We start from the raw sequence: 17,224 nt of genomic DNA on the forward strand, positions 1-17,224 counted from the left end.
GACATGATTTTCATAAGCGATAAAGCAAAGGAAAAAGTAGAAGCGCTCAGGGCAGAAGGTACACTGGGATCAGATTCCTTCCTGCGTGTTTCCGTAGTAGGCGGAGGTTGCTCCGGCCTTAGCTACAAGCTGGATTTCGACAGTGAAACCAAGCCTAAAGACCAGGTTTTTGAAGATAAAGGCATTAAAGTGGTAACAGACCTGAAAAGCTTCCTGTACCTCTGCAACACCACCCTGGAATTCTCTGATGGCCTCAATGGTAAAGGGTTTTATTTCAACAACCCCAACGCCAGCCGCACCTGTGGATGCGGAGAGAGCTTCGCAGTATAGTTTTTGTAGCATACATTTTATTAGTAATAAAGCCGCCTGGATACTTCCCGGGCGGCTTTTCCATTGAATATATTTTTTCTTTAACATAATTTTCTCCCTGACGGCCATTATATTTGCTGCATTGACCGCCTTATGTTAGCAATATTTAAAAAAGAGATCCACCAGTTTTTCAGCAGTATCACCGGCTACCTGGCCGTCATCCTGTTCCTGCTGGCCAATGGCCTCTTCCTCTTCGTATTCCCGGAAACCAGTTTGCTGGATGCCGGTTATGCCAACCTGGACGGGCTTTTTGAGCTGGCACCCATGATATTCCTCTTGCTGATACCCGCTATTACCATGCGGAGCCTGGCGGACGAGTTCAAAACCGGCACCATGGAACTGCTCAGCACCAAACCTATCACCTGGTGGCAGATCGTTTGGGGTAAATTCTGGGCCGCCGTGCTGATCGTACTCATTGCATTATTACCAACCCTGGTCTATTATGTAGCCATGGCGCAACTCTCCGCTTCCAATGCCGGCCTGGATAATGGCAGCATTATTGGCTCTTACCTGGGGCTGTTCCTGCTCGGCAGTACTTTTACCGCCATCGGTATCTGGGCCTCCTCCATTACCGGCAATGCCGTGATCGCTTTCCTCGTAGCTATTTTCACCTGTTATATATTCTATAATGGTTTTGACGCGTTAAGTAAAGTACCTGTATTCAGCGGCGGAGCAGACTATTATCTGCAAATGGCTGGGATCCGCTATCACTATAACTCCATCAGCCGTGGGGTGATAGATAGCAGGGACATCATTTACTTCTTAAGCGTAACGGGGCTGATGCTCTATCTGACTAAAATTTCGCTGGAACGCAAAATATGGCAGGGATAATTATGGAAGCAACAAGAACGGATAAACGAAAGAAATACCTGCAACGTACCCTGGGTATTGTGGCATTACTGATAGCAGTGAATATTGCCGCTTCTTATTTTCACGGCCGCTGGGACCTTACAGCTGAAAAGCGCTACACCCTTGCTCCTTCCACCCGCGCACTCTTAAAGGACCTGGATGCGCCGGTTACCATAGAAGTATATCTCAAAGGAAATTATCCCGCCGGTTTTCGCCAGCTGGCTGATGCTACGCGCGAATTGCTGGAGGAATTTCAGCAGTACGGAGGTAATAATATCCGCTTCTCTTTCGTGAATCCCGGAACGGAACTGCCAGACTCTATGCGTATGCGTTACCAGGATACCCTGATGTCCAAAGGCATACTTCCCTTTAACCTGCAGGTACAGGAAGATAGCAAGGATGCTTATGCAGAGCGGCTGATTTTCCCCGGAGCATTGTTAACTTATAAAGGCCGGGAAAATGGCATCAACTTGTTAAAAAGCCAGGGAGGCCTGGATCCCATGCAGGCACTCAACAGCTCAGAAGCATTACTTGAATATAAGTTCGCCCATGCCATCTACCAGTTACAACAGCCGGAACGCCCGCTGGTAGGATATATGCTGGGACACGGAGAACCGGAAGGCAATAATGTATATGATGCGCTCAAAACCCTCCACGAGATCTACCAGGTAGATACCATCAACCTGAAAGTAGATGCCTTTATTCCCCGGGAGTTTACGGCCATTATTTTTGCCCGCCCCCTGGAAAGCTTTACTGATGAGGATAAGTTGAAAATAGACCAGTATGTTATGAACGGCGGTAAAGTGATCTGGTTCCTCGATAACCTTACTGCTGCTACAGATAGCTTAAGAGGCAGAAGTTTTATGGCTTTACCCCGTGATCTGAAGCTGGAAGACCTCCTCTTCAAATACGGCGTACGCGTAAACCTCGACCTGGTGATGGACCTGCAAAGCGATATGATCCCGCTGGTAGTAGGCAATATTGGCGACAAACCACAGATCCAACCCATCCCCTTCCCTTATTTCCCCCTGCTGGCTTCCACGAACGCACATCCCATCGTCAAAAACCTGGACCTTGTGATGAGCCGTTTTGCGAACTCCATAGATCTTATTAAAGACGAAAACATCAAAAAAACCGTGCTGCTCAGTTCTTCGGAACATAGCAAAACAGTGAACGCCCCGGTAGAGATAAGTCTTGAAAGTGTTCAGCAGCAGCCAAATCCAAGGGAATACCGCATGCGGAACATCCCTACAGCCGTTCTGATGGAAGGCCGTTTCCCTTCTCTTTTCAATCATCGCCTGGGAACAGCAGAGCAGCAAGCCATACAATCCTTATCCGGCGTACCTTTTAAAGGAATAGCCGATACCGTTAACAGGATGATCGTAGTGAGTGATGCGGATGTTATTTTCAATGCTTTCTCACAGAAGAACGGTCCTATGCAGATGGGCGTTAATGAGTTTAATCCTCAATATGTGTTTGCCAACAAAGAGTTCTTCCTCAACAGTATGGAGTACCTCACCAGCAAAGCCCCCATTATGGATACCCGGAATAAAGAACTGACGCTCCGGCTATTGGATACGGAAAAGGTTAAAAAGGACAGGACCAAATGGCAAATGATTGCCTTTATAGTGCCCATAGGGGCTATCCTGCTCTTTGCCATGGTGTTCCAGTTCATCCGCCAACGCCGGTACGCAGCATAAACACTCGTTTTCCCCGGAAAAGGATGTTATAATATATTATCTTTGCAGTTCAATAAATTTTCCTCCTTTCATGACATCGCAACAATGGACGTACATCGTTTTTGGTATTGTTATCGTCTTGGCCCTTATTTTCGACCTTGGATTGCTTAGTAAAAAAGGAGAAACCGTCTCCATAAAAAAAGCATTAGTCCAAACTTCATTCTGGGTTGCCCTGTCACTTGGCTTCTTCGCATTTGTATGGTATGAAGATGGCAGCCGCTTAGCGGTTGAATATCTGAGTGCCTACTTAATGGAATGGTCTTTGTCTATCGACAACATTTTTGTTTTCATCCTTATTTTCGGTTTCTTCAAGATCAAAGAAACAAGTTATGCCCGGGTACTGTTGATCGGTATCCTCATGGCCATTGTTTTCCGCGCCATCTTTATTACAGTGGGTGTGGCCCTTATCGCACAATTCGGCTGGATCCTCTATGTGTTCGGCGCCATCCTGGTTTACACAGGTGTTAAAATGTTCATCGTAGATCAGCACGAAGAATTTAAACCGGAAGAAAACTTTGCCTACCGCTTTATGCAGAAGTACATGCGTATCTCTCACCAGGAGCCCAATGGCAGATTTACAATAAAACACAATGGCAAAATATACCTCACCACACTTTCCGTAGTGGTAGTAATGCTGGCTGTAACAGATATCATCTTTGCATTGGATTCCATCCCCGCGGTTTTTGCGATCTCAAAAGAACCACTGGTGGTGTACACATCCAACATCTTTGCCGTACTGGGTTTGCGCTCACTGTTCTTCCTGCTGCGTGGTGCAGTGGATAAGTTCGATTACCTGCAACAGGGCATCGCGATCGTACTGGTGTTCATCGGTTTGAAGATGCTTGCGGAGATCGTCAACTTCCATTTACCGGTATGGGTATCGCTGGTAGTGATCGTAGCCTGCCTGGCAGGGTCTATCGTTTACTCCATTTATCACGACAAAAAATTACCTGTTAAGCCTGAGGGCGAGTTCGAAAAATAGTTGATCCGAAAGCGTTCAGGAGTAGAGTCCCTGAACGCTTTCCTTTTATATAAAAAACCATATAAAGTTGTATACAGCAGAAAGTATCAGCAAGATCCTTAAGGGGGAATTGCTGCAACAGACCGGGAATGCGGAGATAGAACATATTTTGCTGGACAGTCGCAAATTGCTTATTCCAGAAACCTCATTGTTCATCCCCCTTGTTAGCGAAAGACGAAATGCCCACCAGTACATAGACGAAATGTACCAGAAAGGCGTCAGTAATTTCGTGGTCAGTGAACCTATGTCCACTGCCCAATATCCAAAAGCCAACATCATCCTGGTGAAGAATTCTCTCCAGGCGCTGCATACGTTGGTAGCATATCACCGCCATCAGTTCCAGATACCCGTAATAGGTATCACGGGCAGTAATGGTAAAACCATCGTAAAAGAATGGCTGTTCCAGTTACTGGAAAAAGATTACAACATCGTACGCAGCCCTAAAAGCTATAATTCGCAGATCGGTGTACCACTCTCCGTGTGGCAAATGAAACCGGAGAACCAGATGGCTATTTTCGAAGCTGGCATTTCCCAACCCGGTGAAATGGTGAACCTCGAAAAGATCATCCGCCCCACCATTGGTATTTTCACCAATATCGGCGAAGCGCATAACGAAGGGTTCCTCAACATCCGGCAAAAGGTGAATGAAAAGCTCATCCTCTTTATGAAGAGTGATGTGCTCATCTATTGCAAAGATTACCTGGCCCTCAATGAATGCGTGAACAATTTCCATAACCTCGTAGGGAAAAGGGAAATTGATAACGATCTGCAGCTCCTCACCTGGAGCCGCAAAACAGATGCAGACCTCCGGATAATCGGGGTAGACAAAAATGATAATCACACCCGCATAGATGCGTTGTACAAACAGGAACCGCTCTTCATCCGCATCCCTTTTGTAGACGAAGGCTCCATTGAAAATGCCATTCATTGCTGGGCACTCATGCTCTACCTGGGTAAATCACAGGCGGTGATCCAGGAACGCATGAACCTCTTAGGCAATATTGCCATGCGCCTGGAAATGAAACAAGGCATCAACAACAGCACCATCATTAACGACAGTTATAATTCTGATCTTGGCTCCCTGGCCATAGCCCTCGAATTCCTCCAACAACAACGCCAGCATCCGCAACGCACCGTGATCCTCAGCGACATTTTGCAAAGCGGGAAAAGCGAAGGTTCGCTGTATGAGGAAGTAGCCGGCATGCTGGAAAAGAAAGGCATTCAGAAGCTGATCGGTATCGGCAAAAATATTTCCCGGGAAAAACAAAGCTTCTCTAAAATAAAGAGCAGCTTCTACCCCACCACGGAAGATTTCCTGAAAGAAGTGAACCCTGCAGATTTCCAGAATGAGTCCATCCTCGTGAAAGGTGCGCGGGTCTTCAAGTTTGAACGCATCGGTAAATTACTGGAACAAAAAGCGCATCAAACCATCCTCGAAATAAATCTGAGCGCTATCGCCCATAACGTAAAACAATACCAGGCCTTGTTAAAACCCGGTATTAAGTTAATGGCTATGGTAAAAGCATTCTCCTATGGCAGCGGAAGTTTTGAGATTGCAAGCCTGCTGCAGTTCCACGGTGTAGATTACCTCGCAGTGGCGTATGCAGATGAAGGGGTTGAACTCCGCCGGGCCGGAATTACCCTGCCTATTATGGTGATGAACCCGGAACCCAGCACTTTTGATGCTATCCTGCAATGGAACCTGGAACCTGAATTATATTCCATGCACATCCTCGAACAGTTTGAGGAAGTAGTTCGGTATGCGAATAAAACAGATTATCCTGTACATATTAAACTGGATACCGGCATGCACCGCCTGGGATTTGAACAGGCGGACCTGGATCAGTTAGCTATCCGGTTGAAAGAAGATGGTTTATTCAAAGTACAATCCATTTTCAGTCACCTTGCAGGAAGTGAAGACCCTGCCATGGATGCCTTTACACGTAAGCAGGCACAGCTTTTCACGCAAATGAGCGCATTATTACAGCAGCAGCTGGGTTATGCAGTGATCCGCCATATTGCCAACAGCGCTGCTATCCATCGCCACCCGGACCTGCAGCTGGATATGGTACGGCTGGGTATTGGAATGTATGGCGTAGATAGTACCTCTTTCCAGGATAAACTGCGGAATGTCAGCACCCTGAAAACTACGGTGGCACAGCTCAAACGCATACCGGCAGGGGATACTGTGGGATATGGCGGAAAGTGGAAAGCAAAAGTCCCTTCCCTCATCGCCACCGTTCGTATAGGCTATGCAGATGGATACGACAGGAAGCTGGGTAACGGAAATGGTAAAATGATGATCCGCACAAAGTTAGCACCTGTTATCGGCGTGGTGGCCATGGATATGTTAATGCTCGATGTTACACATATCGCTGATGTTCAGGAAGGTGATGAAGTGATTGTGTTTGGCGAAGAACTGACCGTACAGCAATTGGCTAAATGGGCGGATACTATTCCCTACGAAATACTCACCGGAATTTCACAAAGAGTGAAAAGGGTATACTTCCAGGAATAAAAATCATAACATGTTACTGTTATCATCTTTCAAATAATACGTTATTTTTGAGAAAACTTGAAATTTTGAAATACCGTCACGTTGTCTTTATCGTAGTACTGATCCTTCTGGTTGACCAGGTGTTGAAGTTTTGGATCAAAACCAATATGACCATTGCGGAGCAATTCGCTGTTATACCCAATTTTTTCTACATCCATTTCATCGAAAATGAAGGGATGGCCTATGGCCTGAAGTTTGGCGGAGAATTTGGCAAAATTGCCCTTACCCTCTTCCGCCTGGTAGCTGTGGTACTTGGTTTCATCTACATGAAAAAATTAGTGAAAGAGCAATATCACAAAGGTTTACTGATCTGTGGCGCGCTGATCCTAGCCGGAGCTGCGGGAAACCTGATAGATAGTATGTTCTACGGCCTGATATTTTCAGAAAGCACCCGTTACGAATTAGCACAATTCCTGCCCGCTGGCGGTGGTTATGGCACTTTTCTACATGGCAACGTAGTAGATATGCTCTATTTCCCCATTTTTGACGGCACTTTCCCTAAATGGGTACCTATCTGGGGCGGCGAACATTTCATTTTTTTCCGCCCTGTATTTAATATAGCAGATGCTGCCATCTCCGTAGGAGTGATCACCATTCTGCTTTTCCAGAAAAGATTCCTGCATAAGAAAGCAGATGACGCCGCGCCTTCCATTGAAACCGGCGCCGTAGTAGACGATCGGCAACAGGTAATGTAATTATACAGGGAGGCGCTTTAACGAGCGCCTCTTTTTTTGCTCATTGGGAACCAGCATATGGTTCTTTTTTCAGCCGCCGTTGTGTCACTCACTTCATATTTTTGTTCGCTGTTCAGCTAATCAGGTATCCCCACTGCTAAAGGTCCGCACCATATAAAAAGGCATCACACAGCATTTAGGCACCTTATTCCAAAAAAACTTGCAAATTCCGTATTCTCATTTTACATTTGTCCACCAATTCTATAGACTAATAGGATTGGTATATCAAATGTCAATCAATATGAAAATTAAGCGTTATACCCTTAGATCTACTTTACTATTATCCCTCTTACTCTTCACTGCAGCAGCTTTTGCGCAGGAAAGCAGCATCGTACAGATCACCGGCCAGGTAAAAGACCAGAATTCCGGAGAAACCCTTCCTGGTGTAAGCATCCAGATCAAAGGAACCATTTCCGGCACAACTACAGACAGTAAAGGTGTTTTCACACTTAAAACAAGGTTGAAATTCCCATTCACACTGGTGTTCTCCAGCCTTGGTTTCTCTCCGCAGGAGTTTGAAGTGAAAAACACCACTTCCCGTATAGACATCTCCCTGGCTACTCAAACCCTGCTGGGCAAAGAGGTTGTAGTAACCGCTTCCCGTGTGGAAGAACAGGCACTCAGATCGCCCGTAGCCATTGAGAAACTGGACATTCGTACCATCAAAGAATCACCCGCTCCCAGCTTCTATGATGCATTGGAAAATGTGAAAGGTGTGCAGATGACTACCTCCAGCCTTACCTTCAAAGTGCCTAATACACGCGGTTTCAACATCCCCAATAACTTCAGGTTCATGCAGCTGGTAGATGGTGTGGATATGCAGGCAGCTACTTTAGGTGTTCCATTAGGTAATGCTATCGGCCCAACAGAACTGGATATTGCCAGCGTGGAAATCACTCCCGGCGCAGCTTCCGCACTGTATGGTATGAACGCTATCAACGGTATGGCCAACCTTCAGACTAAAAAGTCCATTCCTCTATAAAGGCCTCAGCGTATATCAAAAAATAGGTGTGAACCATGTGGACGGCATTGATGCAGATCCAAGTGTATTAACAGAGACGGCTATCCGTTATGCACAATCCTTCCGCGATCGCTTTGCATTCAAAGTGAATGTAAGTTATCTCCGCGGAACAGACTGGCGTTCCAGCACAGCAACAGATCAGAATGCTGCAGCCAACTCCCGCTTTCCTGCATTGAACGGAGCCGCTAATAATCCTGCATACGATGCATGGAATAAATATGGCGATGAAAATAATAACAACGTTTCCGTAGCCGTACAACTGAATGGCAAAACAGAAACTTTCAATGTACGCCGTACGGGTTACTGGGAAAAAGATCTTGCCAACCCCATCGTTGAAAACATCAAATTTGATGCGGGTTTATATTGGAGATTAGGTTCCAAAGCAGAACTCTCCTACACATACCGCCGCGGCCAGATGGATGGCCTTTTCCAACGTGGTAACAAGATCCAGCTGAACGATGTAGTTGTACAGAATCACAAACTGGAATTAAAAGGCGCCGATTATTTTATCCGTGGATATATCTCCCTTGAAAATACGGGGGACTCTTACAACCTGAAACCACTAACAGATAATCTTGATCTCACCAATAAATCCAACAATGCCTGGAGAGATGCTTTCAGGGCTAAACTGCAAACAGAGATCAATGCAGGAACAGAACTCGCAGAAGCTATGCGCCTTGCCCGCGGAGTAGCAGATCAGGGAAGGGTACAACCCGGCACCCCTGAATTCAATGCGCTGAAAAATACCATCATCGGTATCAATAACTGGGACCATGCAAGTGCGGTAGCCGGAGCTCCTGCAACCGGCGGTGCCTGGCTGGACCAGCATAGCCGCGTATATCATGTGGATGCACAATGGGACCTCAGCAAAAGAGTGAACATCTTTAACCTGCTCGTTGGTTTGGATGGCCGTATCTATGAAGTAATTCCTGATGGCAACAACTTCGTGGATTTCAGCAAACCACTGGATAAACGTACAGAACCCGGAGGAAAAAATGTATACTATAAAAAATACGGCGGCTTTGCACAGATCAGTAAAACCTTCTTTAACGAAAAACTGAAGCTGGTGGGTTCCATCCGCCTTGACCATAATACGGAATTCGATCCCAAGATCAATCCGAGGATCGCTGTTGTATATACAGCCGCGGAGAAACATAATTTCCGCGCATCCTGGCAGAATGGTTTCCGCTTCCCTGCACTGTTTGAAGCATTGTCTTTCGTAAATAACGGCAACGTTAGAAGGGTGGGCGGTCTTGCCTATATTAATGAAGGCCTGGGTTACCTGGAAAATTCCTACACCCTCGCCTCCATCAATACCTTCAACAATGCAGTGAATAAAGATGTGGCAGATGGCTTAACTGCAAATAATGCAGCGATCAAAAACAAAGCATTACTGGAAGTTACCAACCTCTCCCCTACCCGCCCTGAAAGGATCAACTCTTTTGAAGTGGGTTACCGTAGCGTATTGCTGGGCCACAAGATTGTAGTGGATGCAGACGCATACTACAACCGCTATGATGGCTTCCTGGGCCAGGTGGAAGTAGCGGCGCCCTCTACCGGAAAAGTAGGTTCGGATGAAGCAGTGATAGATATGCTGGCAGCTAACCGTACCAAGCAAACGCGCTATCGGGTATATACCAATGCCAAACAAACATATGATAACTACGGCGCCTCCCTTGGCCTAACCTATAACTTCTATAAAAAATGGACAGTGGCAGGTAACCTGAATTACAATGCTATTGTAGAGAATAAACAAAAAGACGTATTCGCTACCGGCTTCAATACCCCCGACTGGGTATCCAACATTTCCATCGGTAACCGCGAGTTACTCAAAAACTTCGGTTTCAATGTGGTATGGAGATGGCAAAATACCTTCTATTGGGAGAGCCCGCTGGCAAATGGAGATGTGCCTGCCTACAGTACAGTGGATGCACAGGTGAATTACCGTTTCCCCAAACTTAAATCCACTGTTAAACTGGGCGGATCTAACCTCCTCAATAACAGGTACATTCAATATGCAGCCGGACCAAACATTGGTGCATTATACTATGCAGCCATCACCGTGGAAGGTCTGCTTACCAAATAATTGCCCCACTGCTATCCAATAGCAATGGCGGCCAACGGGATCCTAACCATGGAAACCCAGATCGAAGACCACCATTATCAACCAGACGGAGGCCCTTTCAGCAGGCCTCCGTCATTTTTAAAAAGGACTACAAGATATTTGGATATACCAGGGATTAAACCTATTTTTAGTCCACAATTCCCGTAGACTATATTACTTTATAATTTATGTCGCATAACGAGGTGATCGATAAGGTTGAGCAACGCGTAGCTACCGTTGAAACACAGAAGGTGCTGATTGACCTCGTAAATGAGGACAATAAAAAGCAGCACTGGATCTGGGTGCTCATTGGCGTTTCTATAGTGGTGGTGGCTGCAGGTCTCTACTTCACTTATAATTATGGCATCTCCCTGGATGCTCAAAACCGTATCACCGATTTTACGAAAAGCGTTTTCACGGAAAAGCTCCTCTTTTTTATGGGAGTGGGCCTCATGGCACAGATGATAGACGGTGCGCTGGGCATGGCTTACGGAGCCACTTCTTCCTCTCTCTTATTAGGCTTGGGCGTATCACCCGCTATGACGAGTACCAGTGTACACGTAGCAGAAGTTTTCACAACCGGTGCTTCTGGTATTGCGCACTTTAAACTGGGCAACGTTAATAAGAAATTATTCCTGCATTTACTGATCCCCGGTATGATCGGAGCCGTAATAGGAGCCTATCTCCTGTCGGACAAAATAGATGGTAATATCATCAAGCCCTTCATGAGCGCTTATCTCATGATCCTGGGGGTATTGATCTTACGTAAAGCTTTACAGCGGAACAAACCCAAAAGCAAAACCCGCAGACTGGGTCCCCTGGCTTTCTTCGGCGGATTCATGGATGCAATTGGCGGTGGCGGCTGGGGCCCTATTGTTACTTCTACCCTTTTGAGTAAAGGCCGTACGGTGAACTATACCATCGGCTCCGTGAATGCTGCAGAGTTTTTTATCTCTGTTTCCAGTGCAGGGACTTTCCTTTTATTCAATGGTATTGATAGCTGGCAGGTGATCATCGGATTGATACTGGGTGGTGTGATCGCTTCTCCTTTTGCAGCAGTGCTGGTAAAGAAAATGAAGCGGAAGCCTCTCATGATCATGGTAGGCGTGCTGGTAATAGCCATGAGCATCAGAACAATTGTACTGGTGTTCTGGAAATGATGAAACTGTTTTAGAATTGCTTGCATAAAAAAAGCGTCCGATCATTATGATGGACGCTTTTTATTTTATAAGATATCATTCTCAGATCTTACCTACCATCTTGCTGGGATCTACCCAGGCATCAAACTCTTCCGCCGTCACATAACCTAACTTCACCGCCATTTCTTTCAGGGTAGTGCCTTCCTTATGCGCAGTCTGTGCAATTTCAGCAGCTTTGTAATAACCGATCTTTGTATTCAGAGAGGTTACCAGCATCAGGGAATTATCCACGTGCTTTTTGATGTTTGCTTCGATAGGCGCCAGTCCTTCTGCACATTTATCATTAAAGCTTACACAACCATCACCCAGCAAACGTGCAGAATGCAGGAAGTTATAGATCATCATTGGTTTGAAAACGTTCAATTCAAAATGGCCGGTAGCACCGCCTACACTGATCGCTACATCATTACCCATTACTTGTGCAGCAATCATTGTTAACGCTTCACACTGTGTTGGATTCACTTTACCCGGCATGATGGAAGAACCCGGTTCATTATCAGGGATATGCAGTTCACCAATACCGGAACGTGGGCCGGAGCTTAACATCCTGATATCATTGGCAATCTTCATCAGGCTCACAGCAACTGTTTTCAAAGCACCATGCGCTTCCACGATCGCATCGTGTGCAGCCAGTGACTCAAATTTATTTTCGGCAGTGATAAAAGGCAGGCCTGTTAATTCAGCGATCTTCTTCGCTACATTTTCAGAATACCCTTCCGGTGTGTTGATCCCTGTACCCACGGCAGTACCACCCAATGCCAGTTCGCTCAGGTGAGCCAGGGTATTATTGATAGCACGTAAGCCATGGTCCAGCTGAGATACATAACCACTGATCTCCTGGCCCAGGGTAAGCGGAGTTGCATCCATAAAGTGTGTACGGCCAATCTTCACCACATGCATGAACTCTTTAGACTTCTTAGCCAAAGTATCACGCAGTTTTTTAATACCGGGGATGGTTACTTCCATCAACATCTTATACGCTGCAATGTGCATAGCAGTAGGGAAGGTGTCGTTGGAAGACTGGGATTTATTTACATCATCGTTCGGGTGAACGGCTTTTTCTTTATCTGTAAGCTGGCCGCCATTGATCACGTGTGCGCGATAGGCTACCACTTCATTTACATTCATATTGGATTGGGTACCTGAACCGGTCTGCCAAACCACTAAGGGGAATTCTGCATCCAGTTTACCTTCCAGGATCTCGTCGCAGGCTTTTCCGATCAGTTCTGCCTTTTCTTTCGGCAGCACGCCTGCTTCCAGGTTAGTGAGGGCTGCCGCTTTTTTCAGGTATGCAAAAGCTTTTATGATCTCTTTAGGCATCTTGTTGATGTCCTGTGCGATCTTGAAATTGTCGATGGAGCGTTGGGTCTGAGCACCGAAATATGCATTTGCGGGTACTTTCACCTCTCCCATCGTGTCTTTCTCTATCCGATAGTCCATGTTTTAATTTTAAGGCCACAAAAATAGTCAATTATTCTCCTTTGAAGACCGGTTTCCTTTTCTCTATAAAAGCTGCTGCTCCTTCCTGCAGGTCCTGTGTGGCAAAACAGCCCGCAAATTCAGCCACCTCGGTTTTAAATCCATCCACATCAAATTTAAAATTCGCATTTACGCACTTGATCACTTTCGCAATGGCCAAAGGTGCTTTTTCATGGATCTTTTGCAGGATGGAACGGGTTTTAGGCAACAACTCCTCAGGTGTTGTTACATGATTGGCCAATCCCAGCTGCCTGGCCTCTTCCGCTCCAATCAGATCTGCCGTCATCATTAACTCCAGGGCTTTGCCTTTTCCGATCAGTTGTACCAGTCTTTGTGTACCCCCGTAACCGGGAATAATACCCAGGTTCACTTCCGGCTGCCCGAATTTTGCATTATCGCTCGCTACACGGAAGTGGCAGGCCATGGCCAGTTCACATCCTCCCCCTAATGCAAAACCGTTTACTGCGGCGGCTATGGGTTTAGGGCTTTCTTCTATCCGCTGAAACACCATATGCCCCAGCTTGGCCAGATCAGCTCCCTGGTCTGTAGACAGGGTCAGGAATTCACTGATATCCGCACCGGCTACAAAAGCCTTTGGACCGGTTCCGGTAATAATGGCACTGCGTACAGCCTCATTTTTATATACTTCGTCAATTGCCAGGGCCAGTTCCTTCATTACCTCCTGGTTGAGGGCATTCAGCTTGTCCGGGCGATTGATGGCAATCTCCATGATGCCATCCCTGATGTTTGTGGTCAGCGTCTTATACATATAATGAGTCGTTTTTATCTCCATCTAAATTAACGCATAATCCCAAGGTGCCGAAATGAAAAAGGGGCCGCATTTGCATGCCGCCCCTGAGATCATAAATATAGAAACATTAATTATTTGTCGGTCACCGTTCTCTTTTCGATGATCACTTTGGTGCCTTTTCTTTCTTTATCAGCCCTGCGGTGATGATTGCCGAAATCACATTTGAAACCACCGAAGTTGTAGCTCAGCGTTACAAACAGCATATTGGCCTTCATATCTTTATACGGCTGTTCTTTCACCCCGTTCACCGTTTCTGTGTAATCCTTATTGAAGAAGTCGTTCAGGTAATACTGCACTTTCACACCAAAACCCGGGTTAAAGCGAACACCTGCGAAAACGGAAGGCATCAGCAGGTCCGTGCGGTCGCTGAACCATTCATTGAACTTGCTTTTCTTATCTCCGCGCAGGAAGTATTTCTCTTTATAATTAAAGGCCAGATCGTACTCACCACCGGCAAAGAAGAAAAAGCCATTCCGCAGGTCCCCTATCTTAAAACCTAAGGGCACGCCCAGGGTGTATACCCTTTGTTTCAGCTTCACGGAATCGTTGGGTTTGCTGATCAGCCCGATATTTTTGATATTCAGCCCGGAGAAAACCCCGAAGCTCCTGGAAAAATCATAGTTATAATTCTGCCCGATATTAAAGAACAGGGTAAAACGGGGGATGTTACGAACGTGTTCCCCATTATTTTTCATGTCTGCAAAGGAAAGCAGCGGCCCGTTGCCACCTGTGGTCACATACCCTCTGCCAGGTTTGGGAGGTGCGGAATAAAAATGGAAATGGTAAGATATTTTCTTTTTGGGTTCGGCCTCAGTAGAATCCTGGGCACGCAGACCTGTAGTCATGGCTAACAGGAGGAGGAGCATAGTGTAACGGATAACCTTCATAAATTTCAACTTTTGCGTAGTTAAGAATGGAATAGGCGGACAATACGCCATTTGAGCATGCTGCCGTTCTTAGTAAGACGACCAGGTTTTGAAAATGTTTCAAAAAAGTTAAAATTCCCTGTGTTCCTTTGTCCAGCCTGTGATGTAGGTGGCAATTTCCTGGGTATTGGTACCTGGGGGAAAGAGCTTCCCCACTCCCATTTCGTATAATTCCTGCATATCCTGGTCCGGGATGATCCCCCCTCCGGTCAATAATACATCGTCCATCCCCTTTTCCTTCATGAGGTGGATGATCTTTGGAAAAACTGTCATATGTGCTCCGGAAAGGATGCTGATGCCAATGGCATCCACATCTTCCTGTAAAGCTGCACTTACCACCATTTCCGGGGTTTGGCGCAGGCCGGTATAAATTACTTCCATCCCTGCATCCCTGAGAGCTGCTGCTATCACTTTGGCGCCGCGGTCGTGGCCATCCAGACCTACTTTGGCTACCAATACACGGATGGGGCGTTGATTCGGGTTGACCATATTACCTGATTGGATCGTAAATGTAAGAATTTCCGGCTGGATGCGGTCAAGGAGCCCCCCATAGACAACAAAAGCCCATTTATCTTACATTTGCAATTCGGCAAAAGCTACAATATATGAGCGAAGAAAGATCCCTGAATTTTATAGAACAGATCATAGAAGATGATATTGCGAATGGCGTTAACGATGGCAGGGTGCATACCCGTTTCCCTCCGGAACCAAATGGATACCTCCATATTGGCCACGCCAAGAGCATCTGCCTGAACTTCGGGCTGGCGAATAAATATAACGGTAAGACCAATCTCCGTTTTGATGATACCAACCCGGTAACAGAAGAAACAGAATATGTAGAGTCTATTAAAGCGGATATCAAATGGCTTGGATACCAGTGGGCCAATGAACTATATGCCTCTGATTATTTTGAGCAGCTGCACGATTTTGCCGTAGCGCTGATCAAAAAAGGCCTGGCCTATGTGGATGATCTTTCAGCGGCAGAAATTGCTGCCCTCAAAGGTACGCCCACGGAACCAGGAAAGAACAGCCCTCACCGGAACAGGAGCGTGGAAGAGAACCTGCAATTATTTGCAGACATGCGTGCCGGTAAATACCCTGACGGCGCAAAAGTATTACGGGCAAAGGTAGACATGGCCCATGTGAACATGCACATGCGCGATCCTTTGATGTACCGCATCAAACACGCTCATCATCATCGTACAGGAGATACCTGGTGCATCTACCCCATGTATGATTTCGCCCACGGGCAAAGTGATAGTATTGAAAAGATCACGCATTCCATCTGTACGCTGGAGTTTATTCCCCACCGCGAATTGTATAACTGGTTCATTGAACAACTGAATATATTTCCTTCGCACCAATACGAGTTTGCGCGCCTGAACCTGAGCTATACGGTGATGAGTAAACGTAAACTGCTGCAACTGGTGAATGAAGGACATGTAACAGGCTGGGACGATCCCCGCATGCCAACATTGAGCGCATTCCGCCGTCGTGGCTACACCCCTTCCAGCATCCGCACCTTTGCAGAAAGGGTAGGCGTGGCTAAAAGGGATAACCTGATAGAAATAGGTTTGCTTGAATTCTGCATCCGCGAGGAACTGAATAAAACAGCCAACCGTGTAATGGCGGTACTGGACCCGGTGAAACTTGTGATCACCAATTATCCTGAAGGGCAAACAGAAGATCTGCCGGCTGAAAATAACCCGGAAGATCCTGACAGCGGGCACCACAACCTTACTTTCAGTAACACCCTGTATATTGAAAGAGAAGATTTCATGGAAGAACCGCCCAAGAAATTCTTCCGTCTCGGCCCCGGCCTGATGGTGCGATTGAAACATGCTTACATTGTGAAGTGCGACAGCTTTGAAAAAGATGCTGACGGCAATGTGTCTACGATCTTCTGCTCCTACATCCCGGAAAGCAAAAGCGGATCAGATACCAGCGGTATTAACGTGAAAGGAACCATACACTGGGTAAGTGCAGCCCATGCTGCCACAGCGGAAGTTCGTTTATACGACCGGCTTTTCTCTGTAGAAAATCCTGCTGCCGAAGAAGGTGATTTCAAATCATTCATCAATCCATCTTCGCTGGAGCTAATACCGCAGGCCTATATAGAACCATTCCTGCTGGATGCAAAAGTGGGAGATCAATTCCAGTTCCTCCGCAAAGGGTATTTCTGTGTAGATCCGGATTCAACACCCGGTAAACTGGTATTTAACCGTACCGTTACCCTGAAGGATACCTGGGCGAAAGAAGCGAAAAAAGCATAGGTACTGATAGGTTTTTAACCTTCTCCAGGTAAAGGCAGTGTTCATCACTCCTTCACCATAGGTTCGTTCCCCCTTCGTTCAACAGGAACAGCTAAAATTATATCAAAAAAAGGGGCTGACTAATGATATTTAGTCAGCCCCT

Annotated in this window: 14 protein-coding genes; 10 read left to right on the forward strand and 4 right to left on the reverse strand. The window is 46.3% G+C overall.

Annotated elements, in window-relative coordinates; translation table 11 throughout:
* Nucleotides 1-3 precede the first annotated feature (3 nt).
* From BUR42_RS18955 to BUR42_RS18990, 9 genes are all read left to right on the forward strand, one after another.
* The gene (locus BUR42_RS18955; RefSeq protein ID WP_074240995.1) at nt 4-330 is read left to right on the forward strand and encodes a HesB/IscA family protein; all 327 of its coding nucleotides are present in this window, start codon (nt 4-6) and stop codon (nt 328-330) included.
* A 132-nt stretch (nt 331-462) separates the two neighbouring features.
* Complete coding sequence (gene gldF / locus BUR42_RS18960; RefSeq protein ID WP_074240996.1) at nt 463-1,200, forward strand: gliding motility-associated ABC transporter permease subunit GldF; 738 nt, start codon at nt 463-465, stop codon at nt 1,198-1,200.
* Nucleotides 1,201-1,202: 2 nt separating this feature from the next.
* Entirely contained in the window at nt 1,203-2,918 is a 1,716-nt protein-coding gene (gene gldG, locus BUR42_RS18965) for a gliding motility-associated ABC transporter substrate-binding protein GldG (protein WP_074240997.1), read from the forward strand.
* A 70-nt stretch (nt 2,919-2,988) separates the two neighbouring features.
* Nucleotides 2,989-3,939: a TerC/Alx family metal homeostasis membrane protein gene (locus BUR42_RS18970; RefSeq protein ID WP_074240998.1), complete on the forward strand. Its 951-nt coding sequence runs from the start codon at nt 2,989-2,991 to the stop codon at nt 3,937-3,939.
* 67 nt (nt 3,940-4,006) lie between these two features.
* Entirely contained in the window at nt 4,007-6,496 is a 2,490-nt protein-coding gene (locus BUR42_RS18975; protein WP_074240999.1) for a bifunctional UDP-N-acetylmuramoyl-tripeptide:D-alanyl-D-alanine ligase/alanine racemase, read from the forward strand.
* Nucleotides 6,497-6,561: 65 nt separating this feature from the next.
* The gene (locus BUR42_RS18980) at nt 6,562-7,230 is read left to right on the forward strand and encodes a lipoprotein signal peptidase (protein WP_074241000.1); all 669 of its coding nucleotides are present in this window, start codon (nt 6,562-6,564) and stop codon (nt 7,228-7,230) included.
* A gap of 280 nt (nt 7,231-7,510) precedes the next feature.
* The gene (locus BUR42_RS30015; RefSeq protein ID WP_234979717.1) at nt 7,511-8,251 is read left to right on the forward strand and encodes a TonB-dependent receptor; all 741 of its coding nucleotides are present in this window, start codon (nt 7,511-7,513) and stop codon (nt 8,249-8,251) included.
* A 28-nt stretch (nt 8,252-8,279) separates the two neighbouring features.
* A complete protein-coding gene (locus BUR42_RS18985; protein WP_234979718.1) occupies nt 8,280-10,376 on the forward strand; it encodes a TonB-dependent receptor plug domain-containing protein in 2,097 nt (698 codons plus the stop codon).
* 206 nt (nt 10,377-10,582) lie between these two features.
* On the forward strand, nt 10,583-11,554 hold the full coding sequence (locus BUR42_RS18990) for a sulfite exporter TauE/SafE family protein (RefSeq protein WP_084185703.1): 972 nt from the start codon (nt 10,583-10,585) through the stop codon (nt 11,552-11,554).
* Nucleotides 11,555-11,635: 81 nt separating this feature from the next.
* On the opposite strand, the gene fumC is transcribed toward BUR42_RS18990, so the two are convergent.
* The 4 genes from fumC to BUR42_RS19010 form a co-directional block, all read right to left on the reverse strand.
* Entirely contained in the window at nt 11,636-13,033 is a 1,398-nt protein-coding gene (gene fumC, locus BUR42_RS18995; protein ID WP_074241001.1) for a class II fumarate hydratase, read from the reverse strand.
* Between the two features lie 31 nt (nt 13,034-13,064).
* Entirely contained in the window at nt 13,065-13,841 is a 777-nt protein-coding gene (locus BUR42_RS19000; RefSeq protein WP_074241002.1) for an enoyl-CoA hydratase/isomerase family protein, read from the reverse strand.
* Nucleotides 13,842-13,954: 113 nt separating this feature from the next.
* Nucleotides 13,955-14,770 (reverse strand): porin family protein, encoded by an 816-nt coding sequence (locus tag BUR42_RS19005; protein WP_143197518.1) that lies wholly within the window; start codon nt 14,768-14,770, stop codon nt 13,955-13,957.
* A 108-nt stretch (nt 14,771-14,878) separates the two neighbouring features.
* Nucleotides 14,879-15,298, reverse strand: coding sequence for a cobalamin B12-binding domain-containing protein (locus BUR42_RS19010; RefSeq protein WP_074241004.1), 420 nt, complete (start codon nt 15,296-15,298; stop codon nt 14,879-14,881).
* A 116-nt stretch (nt 15,299-15,414) separates the two neighbouring features.
* Between BUR42_RS19010 and BUR42_RS19015 the strand changes: the two genes are divergently transcribed.
* Nucleotides 15,415-17,082: a glutamine--tRNA ligase/YqeY domain fusion protein gene (locus tag BUR42_RS19015; protein WP_074241005.1), complete on the forward strand. Its 1,668-nt coding sequence runs from the start codon at nt 15,415-15,417 to the stop codon at nt 17,080-17,082.
* Nucleotides 17,083-17,224: the final 142 nt, after the last annotated feature.

Origin of the sequence: Chitinophaga niabensis (genome assembly GCF_900129465.1) — a bacterium.
GTDB classification, from domain to species: Bacteria; Bacteroidota; Bacteroidia; order Chitinophagales; family Chitinophagaceae; genus Chitinophaga; species Chitinophaga niabensis.

Excerpts from the sequence above, each read along its gene's own strand:
- BUR42_RS18955 (WP_074240995.1), top strand. The coding sequence starts at position 4 with ATGATTTTCATAAGCGATAAAGCAAAGGAAAAAGTAGAAGCGCTCAGG.
- gldF (WP_074240996.1), top strand. The coding sequence starts at position 463 with ATGTTAGCAATATTTAAAAAAGAGATCCACCAGTTTTTCAGCAGTATC.
- gldG (WP_074240997.1), top strand. The coding sequence starts at position 1,203 with ATGGAAGCAACAAGAACGGATAAACGAAAGAAATACCTGCAACGTACC.
- BUR42_RS18970 (WP_074240998.1), top strand. The coding sequence starts at position 2,989 with ATGACATCGCAACAATGGACGTACATCGTTTTTGGTATTGTTATCGTC.
- BUR42_RS30015 (WP_234979717.1), top strand. The coding sequence starts at position 7,511 with ATGAAAATTAAGCGTTATACCCTTAGATCTACTTTACTATTATCCCTC.
- BUR42_RS18990 (WP_084185703.1), top strand. The coding sequence starts at position 10,583 with ATGTCGCATAACGAGGTGATCGATAAGGTTGAGCAACGCGTAGCTACC.
- fumC (WP_074241001.1), bottom strand. The coding sequence starts at position 13,033 with ATGGACTATCGGATAGAGAAAGACACGATGGGAGAGGTGAAAGTACCC.
- BUR42_RS19000 (WP_074241002.1), bottom strand. The coding sequence starts at position 13,841 with ATGTATAAGACGCTGACCACAAACATCAGGGATGGCATCATGGAGATT.
- BUR42_RS19005 (WP_143197518.1), bottom strand. The coding sequence starts at position 14,770 with ATGAAGGTTATCCGTTACACTATGCTCCTCCTCCTGTTAGCCATGACT.
- BUR42_RS19010 (WP_074241004.1), bottom strand. The coding sequence starts at position 15,298 with ATGGTCAACCCGAATCAACGCCCCATCCGTGTATTGGTAGCCAAAGTA.
- BUR42_RS19015 (WP_074241005.1), top strand. The coding sequence starts at position 15,415 with ATGAGCGAAGAAAGATCCCTGAATTTTATAGAACAGATCATAGAAGAT.